The 19,552-nt window shown below is 46.4% G+C and carries 15 protein-coding genes; all 15 read left to right on the top strand.

Translation table 11 applies throughout. From position 1 onward, the window contains the following. Positions 1-10: 10 nt before the first annotated feature. Positions 11-460, top strand: a complete 450-nt coding sequence (gene nuoI, locus AB4Z17_RS00170; protein ID WP_054025448.1) for an NADH-quinone oxidoreductase subunit NuoI — start codon at positions 11-13, stop codon at positions 458-460. Further along, positions 461-976, top strand: a complete 516-nt coding sequence (locus AB4Z17_RS00165; RefSeq protein ID WP_076266240.1) for an NADH-quinone oxidoreductase subunit J — start codon at positions 461-463, stop codon at positions 974-976. It begins immediately after the preceding gene. Positions 977-980: 4 nt separating this feature from the next. Next, on the top strand, positions 981-1,283 hold the full coding sequence (nuoK, locus tag AB4Z17_RS00160) for an NADH-quinone oxidoreductase subunit NuoK (RefSeq protein WP_339205398.1): 303 nt from the start codon (positions 981-983) through the stop codon (positions 1,281-1,283). 8 nt (positions 1,284-1,291) lie between these two features. Next, on the top strand, positions 1,292-3,163 hold the full coding sequence (gene nuoL / locus AB4Z17_RS00155; protein WP_441957414.1) for an NADH-quinone oxidoreductase subunit L: 1,872 nt from the start codon (positions 1,292-1,294) through the stop codon (positions 3,161-3,163). After that, a complete protein-coding gene (locus AB4Z17_RS00150) occupies positions 3,160-4,791 on the top strand; it encodes a complex I subunit 4 family protein (RefSeq protein ID WP_441957412.1) in 1,632 nt (543 codons plus the stop codon). Before nuoL ends, AB4Z17_RS00150 begins: the two co-directional genes overlap by 4 nt. 3 nt (positions 4,792-4,794) lie before the next feature. After that, entirely contained in the window at positions 4,795-6,348 is a 1,554-nt protein-coding gene (locus AB4Z17_RS00145; protein ID WP_441957410.1) for an NADH-quinone oxidoreductase subunit N, read from the top strand. Between the two features lie 691 nt (positions 6,349-7,039). Continuing rightward, positions 7,040-10,348 (top strand): S8 family serine peptidase, encoded by a 3,309-nt coding sequence (locus AB4Z17_RS00140; protein ID WP_441957408.1) that lies wholly within the window; start codon positions 7,040-7,042, stop codon positions 10,346-10,348. Between the two features lie 116 nt (positions 10,349-10,464). Continuing rightward, a complete protein-coding gene (locus tag AB4Z17_RS00135) occupies positions 10,465-10,731 on the top strand; it encodes a DUF1146 domain-containing protein (RefSeq protein ID WP_076266234.1) in 267 nt (88 codons plus the stop codon). 300 nt (positions 10,732-11,031) lie between these two features. Then, the gene (gene murA / locus AB4Z17_RS00130) at positions 11,032-12,468 is read left to right on the top strand and encodes a UDP-N-acetylglucosamine 1-carboxyvinyltransferase (protein ID WP_441957407.1); all 1,437 of its coding nucleotides are present in this window, start codon (positions 11,032-11,034) and stop codon (positions 12,466-12,468) included. A gap of 173 nt (positions 12,469-12,641) precedes the next feature. Beyond that, positions 12,642-13,619, top strand: a complete 978-nt coding sequence (locus AB4Z17_RS00125; RefSeq protein ID WP_441957405.1) for a LacI family DNA-binding transcriptional regulator — start codon at positions 12,642-12,644, stop codon at positions 13,617-13,619. 191 nt (positions 13,620-13,810) lie between these two features. Further along, positions 13,811-15,118: an ABC transporter substrate-binding protein gene (locus tag AB4Z17_RS00120; RefSeq protein WP_441957403.1), complete on the top strand. Its 1,308-nt coding sequence runs from the start codon at positions 13,811-13,813 to the stop codon at positions 15,116-15,118. Positions 15,119-15,224: 106 nt separating this feature from the next. Beyond that, entirely contained in the window at positions 15,225-16,109 is an 885-nt protein-coding gene (locus AB4Z17_RS00115) for a carbohydrate ABC transporter permease (RefSeq protein ID WP_441957477.1), read from the top strand. Then, complete coding sequence (locus AB4Z17_RS00110) at positions 16,109-16,936, top strand: carbohydrate ABC transporter permease (RefSeq protein WP_441910255.1); 828 nt, start codon at positions 16,109-16,111, stop codon at positions 16,934-16,936. Before AB4Z17_RS00115 ends, AB4Z17_RS00110 begins: the two co-directional genes overlap by 1 nt. A 24-nt stretch (positions 16,937-16,960) precedes the next feature. Then, positions 16,961-18,418 carry a glycoside hydrolase family 32 protein gene (locus AB4Z17_RS00105; RefSeq protein WP_441957401.1) on the top strand — a complete coding sequence of 486 codons (1,458 nt, stop codon included), beginning with the start codon at positions 16,961-16,963 and terminating at the stop codon, positions 18,416-18,418. A gap of 11 nt (positions 18,419-18,429) precedes the next feature. After that, the gene (locus AB4Z17_RS00100) at positions 18,430-19,380 is read left to right on the top strand and encodes a carbohydrate kinase family protein (RefSeq protein WP_441957475.1); all 951 of its coding nucleotides are present in this window, start codon (positions 18,430-18,432) and stop codon (positions 19,378-19,380) included. The last annotated feature ends 172 nt before the right edge of the window (positions 19,381-19,552 follow it).

Raw genomic sequence — 19,552 nt, 5'->3', positions numbered from 1 at the left:
GGAGAAGGAAATGAAAGGAATGCTGCAAGGACTGGGTGTAACACTCAAATCAATGACGGCTCCAAAAGTGACCACCTCCTATCCTGATGTGCCCTTTGTCATGCCGGACCGCTTCCGTGGTATCCAACACTTTATCCCGGATTTATGTATCGTTTGCAACCAATGCGCACGCATTTGTCCAACCGACTGCATTACGCTGACCGGCAAACCGAACCCGGACCCTGATAAAAAGGGCAAGGTAATCGATACTTTTGATATTAATTTTGAAATATGCATCTTATGTGATTTGTGCACCGAGGTTTGTCCGACCGAAGCGATCGTTATGTCCAATCATTTCGAGCTGGCAACCTTCAGCCGCGATGATTTGTTCAAGGATGCAGAATGGCTGACAGACAATAATACACTTACTCGGCAGGACAATAACAATATCGGAGCGCCGGCAAAAGGGGGCGCAAAATAGTTGTTCAATATTGATTTTACAGGCGAATTTGTCGCTTTTTTTATCTTCTCAGCCATCATGATATGCGGCGCTGTCCTAATGATCAGCTTAGAGAAGGTCGTACATATGGTCATCTCTATGGCTGCTGTATTTCTAGGCTTAGCCGGAATGTTCGTGCTTCTGGAGGCTGAGTTTGTCGCATTTGTTCAGGTGCTTATCTATGCTGGAGCAGTCTCGATTCTAATGATATTCGGTATTATGATGACGAAACATCAGCCAGGCGAGCGTGAGCCGGTGAAGCCGCTCCATGAAACGCTTGCCGCCGTAGGCGCGCTCAGCTTGTTTGGCCTATTGTTTTATGCGATCCGTTCAACAACTTTTCCAGAGCCGCAGTCTTTTCAAGCTGGAGAAGACAATACGATGGCAATTGGCGAGCTCTTATATACAGGGTATGTGATACCGTTCGAGCTGCTCTCGGTGCTGCTGACGGTAGCATTTATTGGAGCAATCGTACTTGCTAAAAAGGAGGAGGAATAATTACATGCTTCCTTCCTATTTAACGATGGCGGCTATTTTGTTTTGCATTGGGCTATATGGCGCATTAGTGAAAAGAAATGCAGTCGTCGTACTGCTCTCGCTTGAGCTAATGTTGAATGCGGTCAACTTGAATCTTATTGCCTTCTCCAAATATGGTGTTGTTCCGTCATTGACGGGGCAAATTTTTTCATTATTTACAATTACAGTCGCAGCGGCAGAAGCAGCGATTGGGGTAGCTATATTAATAGCATTGTTCAGATTGCGCGGGACAGTTAATGTCGATGAGTTTGACAAAATGAGGAGGTAGCGCGGCGTATGAATATGTACTCACAGACGGCTTGGTTAATTCCGCTGTTTCCGCTGGCAGCATTCCTCGTTTTGACGGCGCTCGGTCGCAGCTATCGACGAGCGGGCGTTATCATCGGTTCGCTTGGATCATTTGGCGCCTTCGTTCTATCTTTGCTTATTATGATTGATCGACTTGGTACCAATGAAGTGGATTATAATTATTCCTTTGATTGGATTGCTATCGGAGATTATACGCTGAAGATTGGTTTCGAGGTGACCAACCTGACAGCGCTTATGCTGGTGGTCGTGACACTCGTCAGCTTTCTCGTGAATGTATACTCGGCCGGTTATATGAAAAATGATGAGCGAATAACCGTGTTTTTTGGTTATGTTGCCTTGTTCACATTCTCTATGCTGGGACTTGTATTATCCGATAATTTATTATCGCTTTATATTTTCTGGGAACTAGTCGGCGTATGCTCGTTCTTGCTCATTGGCTTCTGGTTTACACTGCCCAAAGCGCGAGCGGCGGCCAAGAAGGCATTTATTGTAACAAGAATCGGCGATGTTGGCTTGCTGATCGCTATTATGCTCCTTTTCTGGTATATGCCGGATCATGCCCTTGATTTCACTACGATTCAAAGCGTATTTGATGGGCAATCGGGTGCGATTACGAACGGGATTACGACGTTGATTGCTTTGCTTATTTTTGTAGGCGCGATCGGCAAATCAGGCCAGTTTCCGCTTCATGTGTGGCTTCCTGATGCAATGGAGGGCCCGACACCGATCAGTGCACTGATTCATGCTGCTACTATGGTTGCGGCAGGCGTATTCCTTATTGCACGAACGTATGATATTTTTCAGGATTCTGCAGCTGCTATGGAGACCATCGCATATGTAGGCGGTTTTACAGCTATATTCGCTGCGACGATTGCACTCGTACAAAAGGATATTAAACGGATATTAGCCTATTCCACGGTCAGCCAGTTGGGTTATATGATGATGGCGCTTGGTCTGGGTTCCTTAACAGGCGGCATCTTCCACCTGTTCACGCACGCTTTCTTCAAAGCGCTGCTCTTCCTTGGTGCTGGCAGCATCATTCATGCGGTACATACACAGAACATTCATGAGATGGGCGGACTTGCCTCGAAAATGAAAGTGACGACATGGACGTTCGCAATCGGCTCCTTAGCGCTCGCTGGCATTCCGCCATTATCCGGCTTTTGGTCGAAGGATTTAATTTTGACGGTTGCTTGGGAGACGAATCCACTATTATTTATTGTAGGTTTGGCAGCCGCTTTCTGTACGGCGCTTTATATGTCTCGGTTGTTCTTCCTTGTATTTATGGGAAAACCAAACGAGGCCTCTTCTCATGCGAGTGAATCACCAGTTTCGATGACGCTGCCGATGATCGTGCTGGCTGCTCTTGCCATTGTTGTTGGGTTTATTGAGACGCCATGGAACGGCGCATTTGGCTCATGGATCACCGATGGGGGAGAGTCGCCTCATAAAAGCGGCATCGCCATTGTTGCATCCATTGCGGTTGGCCTTTTAGGTATTTATATTGGCTGGCTCATCTACGGGAAAAACAGTGTTAACAAAGATGTGCTGCAAGAAAAAATGCCTAAGCTAGTCAAGCTGCTGGAAAATAGTTATTACATCGATGAGATTTATGCCATTATCATAGTGAAGCCGCTGAAGCTGATTGGCTCTGCGCTTATGGCGTTTGATTCTTATGTCATAGGTGGAATTGTGCGGTTGACAGGCACGGCTGTTACCTCGGCTGGGAGAGTGGCTGCCCGTCTGCAGAASGGTCAAGTACAAACCTACGGTTTGGCAGCTGTTATCGGGTTCGTCATTCTTGTGGCTGCTATCGTTGGAAGGAGGTTCCTGCCATGAGCATCCTGAGTGACATTCCGATATTATCACTTATATTACTGGCACCGCTGCTTGGTATAATCGTTCTGCTGCTGCTTCCGAAGCAGCGCAGCAGCTGGATGAAAACAACGGTTGTCATAACCACATTAGTTCCTTTGCTGCTCTCTTTATGGCTTTATGCTGATTATAATAAGCAGCAGGGCGGGGCGGCATATGACGAGCAATATAGCTGGGTGGAAGTGCCGCTAAATAAAGAGGTGCCATCGGGCGTATCCGAATTTAAGTTTACGTTTCAATATGAGCTCGGCATTGACGGTCTGTCGCTTCCGCTTCTGCTTCTCGCAACGCTCGTATCTGCAATGGCTGCACTTGCAGCAGTTCATATCAAGAAAAGATGGAAATCTTTTTTCATATGGTTTCTGCTGCTGGAGCTCGGAATGCTTGGCGTATTTTTAGCCCGTGACCTATTTTTGTTTTTTGTATTTTTCGAGATTACGCTTGTTGCGATGTACTTCTTAATCGGAATTTGGGGTTACTTCAATCGCGAGCGTGCGGCTAATCAGTTTTTAATCTATAACGGAATTGGTTCAGCCATTATGCTGATTGCGTTCGTTATTCTCGTGAACACAGCTGGCTTCCGCGTGGATCAAGTAGGCGAACAAGTTAGCTTTATTTACAGCGGCAGCTATACAGACATCTTCCGCAACATGTCGGACGCATCCGCTTGGGTTAACCTGACTAATGAGCAGCTTGGTTCAATTAATCCATTCCAGTTGACGGATACGATGCAATGGGTGCTGTTTATTATGCTGCTGGTTGCTTTCGGCATCAAGCTTCCGATATTTCCATTCCATACTTGGATGCTTAAGGTGCATACGGAAGCTCCGACCTCGATTGTTATGATTCACTCCGGGATATTACTGAAAATGGGCGCTTACGGTTTACTGCGATTTGGGATTATGCTTTTCCCTGATCAAGCGCGACAATTTGCGACAGTACTGGGCGTGCTAGGCGTCATAAATATACTGTATGGAGCGCTGCTAGCCTTCAGGCAGCGTGAGTTTAAACTAGTGCTTGCTTATTCCTCCATCAGCCATATGGGTATCGTATTGCTCGGGATAGCAGCAATAAACGAGATAGGCTTGCAGGGAGCTGTATACCAGCTCGTATCGCACGGACTTATATCTGCCTTGTTATTTCTGATCGTTGGCAGCATCTATGAACGAACGGGAACGACCGAGCTGCAAGAGCTTGGTGGCTTAGCGCGGTCTATGCCATTTATAAGCGGCGTACTGCTGACTGCGGGGCTCGCTTCACTCGGTTTGCCGGGCTTATCCGGTTTCATAGGGGAGTTTCTATCGCTGCTTGGCCTATTCGAGTCGCATCGCTGGTTGACTGCGGCTGCGGCGCTTGGCATTATTTTGACCGCTGTCTATATGCTTCGCGCTGTACTTAAGATTACATTTGGTCCACAGCGTGAGGCGTTTGGAGCATTTAAGGACGCAAGGCTAATTGAGGCGGCTCCCATGATTGTGCTGCTTGCATTCATTGTGCTTCTCGGCTGTTTTCCTTCCGTCCTTACGGATACTGTGCAGCATGGCATGGATAAGCTGTTCGGACAATTACTTGCATCAAGGGCGGGGGGATAAACCATGTACGAAGGCGTTTCATTTATACCACTGACATGGACGGATATGCTCTACCTTGCCCCTGAGTTTATGCTGGCCGCCATGTTTTTGTTTCTTGTTGTATTGGATTTGTTCTTGCCGAAGCGCGTGAACAGAAAATTCACAGGGTGGCTGACGTTAGCGGGCATTCTTGCATCACTGCTGCTAGTCGTGCTTCGGATGTTGGATATGAATCAGGGAGGAGCATCTGCCGACTCTATCCATCTGCTAAGCAACAGCTACCGCATTGATGATTTCGCCAGCCTGCTGAAAATTGTATTTTTAACGGGTACTGCGCTTATCATCCTGCTCGCCATTGGATCGGATCGGGATGAAGTGGAGATAACAGACAAATCAGAGTATTTCTATTTGGTGCTTCCCGCGCTTATGGGCGCGATGATGATGGCTTCATCAGGAAACCTGGTTACGTTGTATATCGGATTAGAGCTTCTTAGTATTACAAGTTATGTATTGGTTGGCATTAGGCGCAAATCAACTTTGTCTGCTGAAGCGGCATTCAAGTATGTCATTACGGGCGGGATTTCCTCGGCGATGGTGTTGTTCGGCATGTCGTACATTTACGGCATAACCGGATCAGTCGATTTGGGTGTAATTGGGGATGCTTTGCCGCGGGCGATGCAGGATTTCAAAGCGCTTGCTTATGTGGGCTTCCTGTTTATGATTGCTGGATTCGGCATTAAGATTGCAGCGGCTCCGTTTCACGCGTGGGCGCCTGATGTATATCAAGGGGCTCCAACGCCTGTGTCGGCTTTTCTAGCGGTTATTGCCAAAGGTGCTGCGCTGGCTGCTATATTTAGGGTTATGTTTAGCACTAGTTTATTCAGCGCAGCGGGAGAAGCGGCAAAAATATCAAATGATCTCTTCCTGGTCCTGCTGGTGATGGCTGCTGCAGCGATGCTCGTCGGAACGACAGCTGCGCTTAAACAAAGGAACGTGAAGCGATTGCTGGCTTTGTCAGGAGTAGCCAATGCGGGTTACATGCTGGTGCCTATCGGTATTTCAATAACGATGGTTCATAGCAGCAACTTCTCTGAATTTGTTTATTATTTGGTTGCTTACTTGTTTATGACGATAGGCGCGTTTGCTGTATTTACGGTAGTTAGCCGYGCATCGGGGCATGAGGAGCTAAAAAGCTTCGCAGGCATGTACTACCGAGCGCCTTGGACGGCAGCGGCTATGGTAGTATTTATCTTGTCTTTATCGGGCTTGCCGATTTCAGGCGGATTTTTTGGGAAGCTGTTTATCTTGCTCGGTGCAGCGAATGCTAAAGCTTATTGGCTCGTAGCCGTTATCGTCGTAAGCAGCGTCATTTCTTACTATTTCTACTTTGGCATTGTTCGTCAAATGTTTATGCGCAGCGGAGAAGAAAATAATGAAGTGCGAATATCTGGAGCAACGGGAGTTGTGATCTGGCTGTGTGCAGCAGCAACGATTGCACTAGGTATTTTCCCAGGACCGTTAATGCAATGGATTGATGCCATATTCTCGATCAAGGACGATTTAATGATAATGGGATAAGCAGATTGTAGTAGAGTGATGCGAAGCATTCGTATTCTAGAGGTGTGAAAATAATAGGTCGTTTAAGTAGATGATGAACGGATGTCTATTTAAACGATCTATTTTTTTGTTTAATCGATGAAGGGGATTTTCGAGGCGGCACAGAGGAAATAGAAAGTAGTTTATAAGCTAAAAATTAGCCATATAGTTAAAGTTACTGTTAAGGACACAGACTGCAGCAGCAGTTTTAGATATGATGATAGTAATGGCTGGATTATAGTCATTTCTTGCATATAGCAAGAAATGAGGAAGCTGTCTGATGCTGTTTATATCAGGAATTACGAGCAGAAATATAATTACAGTGTTTCAGCGGAGAATGTTGCGGGTAATGTGCAGCAGGGGGAGTGTAGGTTCAGAGTATAGTAGACATGAAGTACTATTCTTTCTATGTGAACCAGTGTTGCCGCTCGTCTATATTTACCGGGAAATAATAGTTTGTGCCGAATACTGACGTTCCGAGCTGTAGAGCGGGATAGTTGTAGGACTTTTGTCCTTTTTGTCTTACAGAAACAAGGGAATTGATACCTGCAAAGAGAAATTGTAGTTAAGGAATATCCAATTGAAAGTGGGAACAAACCATAACCCGTTTCATACGAAAAGGCAGAAAATGATGAGCACTCAAAAAGAACCAAAGCGATTACGAAATTCACAATTGATTAGTCAGAGCCCATCTGATGATCGACAGGGCTCTGCGCTCAAAAAGCATACAGCTCGCTTGTCTATGCAAGCAATCGCCATTGCCACGCTCGCCGCGCGCAAGCTCCTTCGTCGCGCGCTGCCCGCGCTGCTGATCGGGAGCATCACCCTCGGGGGCATAGCCCCCGCAGGGTTCGCTCCCGGAGCGGCGCCTACGGCGCTGGCCGCAGCATCCGCTGCGGCTGAGGGCGCCGAAGGCGCCGATGCAGAGCAGCCGCAAAGCTGGCTGCTCAAATGGCGTGACCCCGCGCTAGCGCATGAGCTGCGCGGGACAGTGGTGCTCCGCCGCCAGAATGAGGCGGCGGTCATGCTCGTACGTCCGGCCGCTGAAGGCGCGGACGTACAGGAATGGCTCGACCGGCTGCGAAGCCTGCCGGGCGTAGAGTACGTGCACCCGAACAATAGGGTGCATATGCTTGCTCTGCCTGCCGGCGAGTCGGAGGACGCAGCCTCGGCAGGCTCAGAGGCCGCTCGCAGCGATGCGCGGCCTAAAGAGTCTTCAACATCCAGTGTAACGCCTACAAGCTCTGTATCTTCAGAGGCATCACTCCCAGGAGCTGCGTCTTTTGATTTGTCGTCTACAAGCTCTGTATCTTCAGAGGCATCACTCCCAGGAGCTGCATCTACTGATGTTTCGACTAAAGGCTCTTCACCATCCAATGTATCGCCTGCAGCTTCTGTACCTAACGAAGCATCGCCCTCAGAGACACCTTCGACTCCGCCAGCCGCGTCGCCGGAATCTGAGGCAGCTTCCACAGCGAAGATTGCGACAGCAGCTGCTCCACTGAAAGCTAATGATCCTGAGTTGTCTAAGCAGCTTTATCTCAGTCAGATCGGCGCGCAAAAGGCGTGGGAAACCGTTCGCGAGCAGCAGCAGCTTACGATAGCAATCGTGGATACAGGTGTTGATTTGGAACATCCGGATTTGAAGCCGAATCTTGTTCCAGGCGCTAATCTAGTGAGTCCTGGCGAGTCGCCTGATGATGACAATGGGCACGGTACAAGTGTAGCGGGTGTTATCGCAGCTGTAGGAAATAACGGAATTGGCGTATCAGGCATACTGTGGAAAGCCAAAATCATGCCGATAAAAGCGCTTGATCACCGAGGTGACGGAACAGAACAGGAGCTCGGCGAGGCCATATTGTATGCCGTTCGCAGCGGAGCAAGCATCGTTGTGCTGTCGGTTGGCCTGCATCGATTTTCTCCGTACATGCTCGACATTGTACAATATGCGGAAAGCAAAAACGTACTGCTCGTAGCAGCGGCAGGCAATGACGGCGTCACCTTTGGAGAGAAAGCTGCGGTAAAATACCCGGCAGCTTATCCGACGGTACTCGCTGTCGGTGGCGTCAAGTCGAATAATACGGTCGATAGTCGATCGAATCGAGGCACTGAGCTTGATCTTGTCGCACCTTGGAATGTATATACAACAGCCATTGGTGGACTCTATAAGAAAGAAGAAGGAACTTCAATGGCGGCTCCGCAAGCCGCAGCTGCTGCAGCGCTCATATGGGCTCGCTACAAGGACATGAAGCCTTACCAGATACGCGAGCTGCTGCGCCAAACAGCTAAGGATATTGGGCCGCCAGGTGCGGACAGCACGACAGGCTACGGTGTGCTGCAGATCGACCAAGCGGTGCGTTCAACCTTGAAGCCAGACGGCTTCGAACCAAATGAAACCCAATCAACTGCTGCACGGTTTCCGCTGAACAGCCAAATTTCGGCTTTGCTGCAAGGCGTATCCGACCATGATTGGTATCAAATCGATGCGCCGTATGATGGCACGCTGACCATACAATATGAAGGGCTTGTTCCTAGCGGAAAGATTGTTCCGCCTGTTAGGCTCACCCATTACATGAATGGCGTGAAGCAAAGCACGAGCGATACGAAGCTTGCAAGCAGGTCCATTGATCTTGAGGTTAAAAAAGGGCGGCAGCTCATTCATCTGGAGCTCATCAATCAGAGCAGCAATGATGAATTGCCTTATCTGCTCACGTCTACTTTTACGATGAAGCCGGATGATTACGAGAAAAATGATAAATCGTTTGAAGCCTATGCATTGCAGCCTCGTATGCAGTCGATTACGGGCAACTTTCATCAAACCGCCGATCGCGACTGGTTTACGGTAACCTTTACGCAGAGCGGGAAGCTAAGTCTTACGCTTAGTACGAATACGGCACGTATTGATCCTGGGCTTGCTATACAGAAGGCAGGGCAACAATTAATGGTGTACGATGATGAGGGTGAAGGGGAGACTGAGCAGTCGCCAGTCATAACTGTGACTCCTGGTAAATATTATATTCGTGTTCACAATGCGATCTCCTCAGAAGCTAGTCCGACCATAGGCACCTACATATTGAAGATGGATTATATGCCAAAATATGATGATCCGAATGAGCCAAACGATAAATCGTACGAGGCGTTTATGATTAATCCAGGTACGGAGTACCTTGGTGTAATTAGCAGCTACTCCGACGTAGATTGGTTTCAAATCCGGGTTTCGAACGCCAGCATCATCAGCATGACGGTAAACGGTGTGCCGCTTGACGTTGATTTGAGCCTCTTGCTCTATGATAAACGGATGAAGCAGCTTACGGCATCCAAAACAAAAGCAAGCGGGAAGCTGCAAACTGAAGAAAAGCTGCTGCAGCCTGGTGTGTATTACGTAAAGCTGGAAGCAGATGCTCCTTTTGACAAGCAGTATTATCGCTTAAAGGTAAAATCAGAGGAGTTGATTGCTGGATTCCGTGATATTAAAGGTCATTGGGCTCAAAATGAAATCGTCGCGTTAAACAAAAAAGGCATTATTAACGGAACAGGACAAAATCGCTTTGAGCCTAGACGCTCCATAACGCGAGCCGAGGCTGTTTCAATGGTTGTGAAGGCATATAAGCCAGCTTCATCAAGTCGCGTGCAAGGGAAGCGATTCAAAGACGTCCCATTAAAACATTGGGCTAATGATGCGAYTACGAGGGCTGTAGAGCAAGGCTGGGTAAAAGGATTCCCGAATGGCGAGTTCAAGCCGGATCAGCCGATTACAAGGGCGGAAATGGCAATGATTATCGGTTATGCGGAAGGTGTACGGCCTAAGCTGCCTGTTATTGATCCGTTCGCCGATGTACCAAAGTCTCATTGGTCAGCACCCATGCTGTATGCCATGAAGTTGAACAAACAAATTGAAGGGATAGAATCAAATCTGTACAAACCAAGCCTGCAGGCTAGCCGTGCAGACTACACGGTGCTGCTCCACCGATTTATCGCCTAATATTTTCATCAAACAAAATGGCTTCCAGTTACGTTAATAATATGAAGCAAGATAAATGCTGCTTGTAAAGCTGCTTGAGTTTGAAGCTTAAAACATGAAAAAGCTCAGGAGGCATCATGGACGTTAATTATGGTCTTATAAATGGTTTGCAAAACTACACCGGAATGACCGGGTTGTTTTCTATAATCATTGTTATTCTCAGCATTATTCTGGTGTGGTTTGTATTGCAAGAGGTGAAATGGGAAGCTTTTTTCCGTTTTCCAAAGAGTCCAAAGGCCCGTTTGTTTCAAGTATTTGTTGCTATTATTATGGGTCATTTGTTAGCAAAATTCATCTTGGAATATTGGGGCTACACCGTTCTTCTCAAATCGTTTGTCGAATAACAAAAGCGAAACATGTCAACAATGGGTAATACATGACGGTCTCAAAAAGCCGATGGCTTGCGAATAGGTATAAATCAGGACCCGTAATCGTACTGGAAACGTAGTTTTTTCGTGAAAAAGAGACGTTTTTGGAGAAAAAAGTCATAAAATGCGCTGGGAATGACATGTAAAAAATGGTAATAATATAACGCTTGTCGATTGGTGTAATTGAGTGATAAGATGAAGGTTGGGTAAAGTGAGATAAACCTTTTTTTTCACAAATAGGAAATAGAAAATGCAGTTCGCGGAGGGAACCAAAAGATGACCAAAATTATCGTCCGCGGAGGCCAGCGTTTGAAGGGAACGGTCCGTGTTAGCGGAGCAAAAAATGCAGTACTCCCCATTTTAGCGGCCTCATTATTGGCGACAGAAGGAGACAGCGTCATCTATGACGTACCCCTCCTCGACGACGTTATGACGATTCAGAAGGTGCTTGCCTCTTTAGGCGCACAATTATCCTATAATAATGAAACGATGCGCATTACAGCGCAGTCCATTACGACTTATGAAGCTCCTTATGAGCTTATTCGAAAAATGCGGGCATCCTTCTTAGTTATGGGTCCTCTTCTTGGTCGGATAGGCAAGGTAAGAATTTCATTGCCTGGCGGCTGTGCGATCGGCACTCGTCCGATTGATCAGCATTTGAAGGGCTTTGAAGCGATGGGCGCTGAAATTACGCTTGGGCAGGGCTTTATCGAAGCCAGCACAAAGACGCGTCTTAAGGGTGCGAAAATTTACCTAGACGTAGCCAGCGTAGGCGCAACGGAAAATATTATGATGGCAGCTGCTTTAGCAGATGGCACAACGATTCTTGAGAATGCAGCCAAAGAACCGGAAATCGTGGATTTGGCCAACTATATCAATGCTATGGGCGGCAAAGTTCGTGGCGCTGGTACAGGAGTTATTCGTATTGAAGGCGTGGACCGGATGTATGGCGCAGCCCATAATGTGATTCCTGACCGTGTTGAAGCAGGCACGTATATGATTGCGGCCGCTATTACAGGCGGTGACGTATTCGTTGAAGGTGCAATTTCTGATCATTTGACGCCGGTAATCTCTAAGCTGCAGGAAATGGGCGTAGAAATTACGGAGAGCGATAACGGAATTCGTGTACAATCGAGCAAGCAATTGAAATCGGTTGATGTGAAAACATTGCCGCATCCAGGTTTCCCGACAGATATGCAATCTCAAATGATGGCTCTTCTCCTCGTATCTGAKGGAACAAGCGTTGTGACGGAAACGGTTTTCGAAAATCGTTTTATGCATGTCGAGGAATTCCAGAAGATGAACGCTCAAATTAAAGTCGATGGACGTACAGCTATCGTTAATGGCGGTATGCCGCTAACGGGTGCAAAGGTATGCGCTACCGATTTAAGAGCAGGAGCAGCACTTATTTGTGCGGCTTTGCGGGCGGAAGGCGAGACTGAAGTAACAGGTCTGCATCATGTGGATCGCGGTTATGTCAACATTACAGGCAAGCTTGCAGCTCTTGGGGCTGATATTCATCGTATTGAGCTGATTAGCGAGGAAGACACGGCGGCAAGCAAGACATCCGTTTCGGTCCAAGTTACATCGGCAGTGCGTGATACCGCTGCTGTAGTGGCGATCTCTTCAACGTCTTCTGATGTGGATACAGCTGCTTCCTTTAAGCGTGAGAAAGAGGTTGCGGTTCTCAAAGTTCAGCCGACGTGGGCTTAATTTTCCGTTAAGAACAAGATAAAGAAGCTGTTTCAAATAAGTCGCAAAGGGCTTATCTGAAACAGCTTCTTTTTGTTCGGACAATCTATACTTTTGAAATATTTATTAAGTATAATAAGGCTAACCATTTAGCTATAATGGTTACTACTACTGCAATAAGCAAAGGGGCGGCCATGGCAACGATACACGATGTGGCAAAAATAGCGAACGTATCCGTGACGACGGTTTCCCGCGTTTTAAACAATCGGGGTTATATTAGTGAAGCAACGAGAACGAAGGTTTATCAAACGATGGAGCAATTAAATTACCAGCCGAATGAGATTGCCCGCTCTTTACTAAGAAAACAATCTAACGTTATTGGTCTTATTATACCTAGTGTAGCTCATCCTTTTTTTAGCGAGCTCGCGAATCACATAGAAAACTATGCTTATGAGCTCGGCTTCAAAATGCTGCTTTGCAATTCCCAGCTTGATCCTCAGAAAGAAAAGGATTATATCGAAATGCTGAAGCGCAATCGTGTGGATGGCATTATTATGGGCAGCCATACGCTTCAGGTCGATGAGTACAAACATTTGAACTCGCCAATTGTCACGATTGATCGTCAGATCAGCAGTGAAATTCCGTATATCTCTTCAGATAATTATGCAGGCGGAAGCCTTGCGGCACAATTGCTGGTTAGTGAAGGCTGCAAAAAAATTGCGCATATATGCGGTAATTTGGAGCTTCATTTGCTTGCAAATCAGCGTACAGAAGCGTTTCAAGCCGTGATGAAGGAGAAGGGGATCGAGCATGTCATTATTCAGACTGATATGAATGTGTTTGATCAACTCCAGTACGAGCAAATTATACATCAGCTGTTTCAGGATCATCCCGATCTGGATGGCATCTTCGCAACGAGTGATATTATTGCTGCTTTTGCAGTTAAGGAGTGTGTGATCGCCGGCAAACGAATCCCGGAGGATGTGAAAATTATCGGTTATGACGATATTAGCGCAGCCAGATGGCTCACGCCTGAGCTGACAACGGTGAAACAGCCGATTACAGAAATTGGAAAAATGGCGATTGATTTGATTATGAAGCAAATGAACGAGGAAGCTTTCGAATTTGAAAATATTTTACCTGTTGAACTGATTAAACGAGCTTCTACATAGATTGAAAAAACGTGAAAAACCCAAGCGCAGCAAGGGTTTTTTGTTTTTTTAAAAGTTATGTCAATCGTTTAACATGTCAAACGATTGACATACTCTTATTCACAATTATATAATACGTTTTGTAAGCGGTTTACACGATCGGTAAATCGTCTTTCAATCTTTTTCAATCTCAAAAAATTGGGGGCAATCAAATGAAATCATTGAAATGGATGCAGGCGATAGCATTATCGCTAATGGTAGTTATGGTTGTAACGGCATGTGGCAATTCGAATAATGCGGGATCGTCTAATGGAGGTTCTGCAGTAAAGATATCGTTGCTTAACTCGAAGGGCGAGATTCAAGCCCAGCTCGAAGAGGCTGCGAAAGTATTTAAAGAGGATAATCCTAACATTACGCTTGAAATTATACCGGTACCGGCTGGACAGTCACCTTTTGAGAAAGCGTCTGCGCTTTATGCATCAGGAAACCCGGCTACCATTACGATGCTCGATACAGGAGATGTTGAGAAATTCAAGGATCGTGTTCTTGATCTTAGCGGTGAGAAGTGGATGGCGGATACCGTTGACCGCAGCACGGCGCTAACGACATTTGATGGTAAAAACTACGCTTTCCCGCTTGCAGTTGAAGGTTATGGTTTTATTTATAACAAAGCTGTTGTAGATCAAGCGGTAGGCGGAACATTTGATCCAGCAACGATTAACACAACAAGCGCACTTGAAGAGCTGTTCAAGAAAATCGAAGCTTCGGGAAAAGCGCCGCTTATTATCTCGCCGATGGATTGGTCGCTGGGAGCACATTATTTGCCGCTGGCTTACGCGGGTCAATCAGCTGATACGGCTGCAGTTGCAAAGTTCATAGACGATTTGAAGGCTGGAACAATCGATTTAGCTAGCAATACGGTTTTCAATGGACTAATGGATACATTCGACATCATGACAAAATACAATATCGACAAAGCTTCCCCATTGTCCGGTACCTATGAGCGCGGTCCAGAGGTGCTTGGTAAAGGAGAGGTGGGCATCTGGTTCCAAGGGAACTGGGCTTGGCCACAAATTAGCAGTTTTGATACGGCAAGCGGACAATACGGCTTTCTACCTGTCCCTATAAGCAACAATCCAGATGATTTTGGCAATACACAAGTGTCTTCTGCGGTTTCGAAGCGTTTGGTCATCGACAAGGAAAAAAATACGGCTGAGCAGCAGGCTGCTGCAAAAACGTTTTTGGAGTGGATGGTATACAGCGAGAAGGGGCAAGACTTCCTCGTGAACAAAGCGAATATTATTCCAGCGTTCAAGAACATTACACTTGAAGCGAAAGATCCGCTTGCAAAGTCTATTTCTGAACATATCGCAAACGGCAAAACAGAGGATTCAATCAGCACGCTGCCAGCTGACCACTGGGCTAAGCTTGGCGCATCGATGCAGAAATATTTAGCAGGTGCTTCGGATCGTGCGGAGTTGACGAAAGATATTGTGGAGTATTGGAAGACGGTTAAATAATCCTTAATAGCTTATAGAAGGCTTACCCCGCCAAACGACGGGGTAAGCTGTTTACTCTTTATCGTATTTTGACTTACAAAACCATGCTTGAATGTGAGGGATCATGATGATAACGGAAAAAGGGCTGTGGAATCGATTGCGATTGCGGCTGCTGTTTACCGGACCGACTTTGTTTGCTTTTCTTGCTGTAATGATTATTCCATTCTTGTATGGGATTTATTTGACCTTTACGAATTGGGATGGCATATCGACGACAAGCAGTTTGGTTGGATTTGAGAATTACGTAGCGGTATTCAAGGATGCTGTTTTTTGGAAATCATTTTTGCTTACGTTAAAATATGTTTTTATTTCAGTTGCCCTTATTAACGTCGTTGCGTTTTTGCTAGCCTACGTATTAACGAGAGGATTGAAGGGGCAAAGTATTTTTAGAGCAGGCTTCTTTATTCCCAACTTGGTAGGCGGCATTGTACTCGGCTTTGTATGGCAATTTATTTTCTCGAATGTACTCGTGTATCTAGGCAAAGAATGGGGTATTCCGTTATTCAGCTCCTCATGGCTGGCTGACCCGGACAAAGCCTTCTGGTCGATGATTATCGTCACGGTATGGCAATATGCCGGTTATATGATGGTTATTTATGTAGCTGGGCTTATGAATGTGCCTAAGGATATTTTGGAGGCAGCAAGTATTGATGGTGCGAGCTTATGGACGAAAATGCGCAAAATGATTTTGCCGCTGATGGTTCCATCGTTTATCGTCTGTATTTTCCTATCACTGCAAAGATGCTTTATGGTTTATGACCTGAACGTTTCACTCACAAAAGGCGGACCGTTCAAAAGTACGGAAATGGTATCGATGCATGTTTACGAGARGGCATTTCTATCGCGGGATTATGGCGTAGGCCAAGCAGAAGCATTTGTCCTGTTCCTGCTTGTGGCGACGATTACCATAGCACAGGTTTATTTTAGCAAGAAGCTGGAGGTTGAGGCGTGATGGAGAAAAAGAACCAATGGCTCGCATGGACGAAGTTCATCGCCCTCTTCGTTATTTTAGTTCTGTTCGTCGTTCCTTTCTTTATGCTGCTCATCAACTCATTTAAGGAAAACAAGGCAATAACATCAAGTCCGCTTTCCTTGCCGGATAGCCTAAGCTTCACGAACTACACAAATGCATTTGAAAAAATGAATTTCATATCGGCATTTATGAACTCTGTAGTCATAACTGTGCTTAGCGTTGTACTTATCTCTATTTTAGCTGCAATGACGGCTCATTATTTTGTGCGAAACCAAACAAAAACGAACCAATACATGTTTTTTCTTATGGTTGCGGCCATGATCATACCTTTCCAAGCCATTATGATCCCTCTCGTCAAAATATACGGAACCATTGGTCTTCTTAATAGCAAATGGGCCCTTATTTATATGTATGTTGGATTTGGCAGTCCGCTGGCCGTCTTTATTTATCATGGGTTTGTAAAAAGCATACCAGCCGAGCTGGAAGAAGCGGCGCTTATCGATGGCTGCACGCGGACGCAAACTTTCTTCCGTATCGTATTTCCGGTGCTTGCTCCGACGACGGTTACGATTGCCATTTTGAATGTATTATGGATTTGGAATGACTTTTTATTGCCTTCCCTCGTGTTGATTTCGCCGGATGAGCGGACACTGCCGTTGTCTACTTTCTATTTCTTCGGTACGTATTCGGTTGATTATGGACCATTAATGGCAGGGCTTATGCTGACCATATTGCCTGTGCTTGTTGTCTACTTGTTTGCGCAGAAATATATTATCCAAGGAGTCATGCAAGGCTCAATTAAATAATAAGTAAGGGTTGGATGCTTTATTTTGTATACAAGAGAAAATGCCGACACATTTATTGCAGAACGCAAGTATTTGTTGAAAGAGGAATACCGCCTTGCTTATCATTTAATGAGCGAGTTTGGCTGGATGAATGATCCGAATGGTTTTGTTTATTATAACGGTGAATACCATATGTTCTATCAGCATTATCCCTATCAGCCCGTATGGGGGCCTATGCACTGGGGACATGCGGTTAGCCATGATCTCATCAAGTGGAAGTACCTCCCGGTTGCACTTGCGCCCGATCAGGACTATGACCGTGACGGCTGCTTCTCTGGCAGTGCTGTTGAGCGGGATGGCAAGCTGTATTTGATGTATACGGGACATTTGATAACGGGCCCTAATAGAGAGCTTGATTATAGTCAAAATCAAAATATCGCAGTTTCCGACGATGGCATCCATTTTGAGAAGCTGGCTAGCAATCCTGTCATTGGTTCAGATCAAATACCGTCAGGATTCAGCCAGAAGGATTTCCGAGATCCGAAGGTATTCGAGCGCGACGGTGTTTATTATGCAGTTTTAGGGTCAAATGATGGACAGGGACACGGACTTATTTTGCTATATCGTTCAACGGACCTTGTGAGTTGGAGTTTTAGCGGGGAAATCGCGCGCAGTGATGGGAAGCTTGGCGACAACTGGGAGTGTCCTGATCTGTTTGAGCTCGGAGGGCGTGACGTGCTGGTGATGTCGCCGCAGCGTATGCCTGCGCAAGGAGATGACTATCGTAATCTGCATTCCACGACCTATATGATTGGACGCTTGGATATTAAGCAAAGCAGATTTCAGTATGATCGGTATGAGCCGGTTGACTGCGGCTTTGATTTTTATGCTCCGCAGACAACAGTTGATGAAAAAGGCAGACGCATTATCATCGGCTGGATGGAGGCATGGGAACAAGAAATTCCGACGCAGCTTGGGCATTACTGGGCCGGCGCTATGACTTTGCCGCGCGAAGTTATTTTGCAGGGTGAGTCGTTATTGTTCAAACCGCTTGAGGAAATGAAAAATTACCGGAAAAATGCTTATGAGGCAAGCGATATTAACTTATCAGATATTGTTAAAGATATGGGAGTTAGCGGCGATTGTTATGAGCTGGAGGTCGTATTCCACGCAGATCAAGCCAAGGAATTTGGATTGAAGCTGAGGGTGCACGGCGAGGAAGAAACCGTATTGTCTTATCAGCAAGCAGAAGGCAAATTCCGTTTTAATCGCGATAAGTCAGGGATTGGTCTTGGCGGTGAGCGCAGGACGAGTGTTGAACTGAAGGATGGTTTGCTGGCTTTGCGCATATTCGTCGATAAATCCTCCGTCGAGGTGTTCATTCAAGGCGGCGAGAAGGTGATGACAGGCCGTATTTACCCAGGTACTGAATCTCTCGGCATATTCGCCTACGCAGAAGGTGCTTGTAATATGGTATCCTTTAAAAAATGGGACATCAGCTAGGGGGGCTTAATCTGTCTAAACTATATACGATTGGTGAAGCGTTAATTGATTTTATTCCGGATACTCGCGGCATTGAACTCAAAGATGTCGTTGGTTTCACGAAGGAAGCAGGCGGCGCTCCAGCTAATGTTGCTTGTGCGGTTGCGAAGCTAGGCGGCAGCAGTGCCTTCATAGGTAAGTTGGGTAAAGATGCTTTCGGTGACTTTCTCTTGGAAACGATGAAAGCGTCAGGTGTTGATACCCAGCATGTGCTTCAAACGAATGAAGCAAATACTGCTCTTGCGTTTGTAAGCTTAAAAGCCGACGGGGACCGCGATTTTTCTTTCTACCGAAATCCAAGTGCCGATATGCTGCTTTCAGAGGATGAGATTAACGAAGAGTGGTTCGCTAAAGGAGATATTTTGCACTATTGCTCAGTAGATCTTATTGAAGCTCCTGTGAAATATGCACATCTCAAAGCGATTGCGGGAATGAAAGCAGCAGGAGGACTCATCAGCTTTGATCCTAACGTGCGCCTGCCGCTATGGGCAGATCATGAGCAGTGCAGACAAACGATACTGCAATTCATTCCTTTGAGCCATCTTGTCAAAATAAGCTCGGATGAGCTTGCTTTTGTGACGGGAATTGAAGACGAGAAAGAGGCTATTGCTTCTTTGTTTGTCGGAGACGTTCAAGCTGTTATTTACACAAAGGGAGCGGATGGTGCGGTGTGGTATACGTCTTCCTACGAAGTATCTACTCCTGGCCAGAAAGTAGCCGTTGTGGATACGACTGGGGCTGGCGATGCTTTTATTGGAGCGCTGCTGTACCAGATGCAGCGAAGTGAAGAAGCGTTAAGCGAAATGAATGCCGATACGGCCAAACGTTTGGTTTCGTTTGCGAACGCCGCCGCTGCTCTTACGACAACAAGAGCTGGCGCGATTTCGTCGCTGCCTGTTTTGCAGGAGCTTCCTCCTTTGTAAGTGCACTTTATGAGAGTATGTTTCCTTCTCGTCAGTTTGGGTGAGGGGGACATGCTCTCTTTTTTTATGTGTTGAGGTATGGATAGATGGCTGGTATGGCAGGTGTGGCAGGTATGGCTGTAAGCACGTATGTGTTCTTACAGCGAAGAAACGGCGTTGGTTAGCTGTCTGT

The sequence above is a fragment of the Paenibacillus sp. TAF43_2 genome (assembly GCF_052113545.1).
Taxonomy (GTDB): domain Bacteria; phylum Bacillota; class Bacilli; order Paenibacillales; family Paenibacillaceae; genus Pristimantibacillus.
This window is presented reverse-complemented; position numbering and strand designations above follow the sequence as displayed.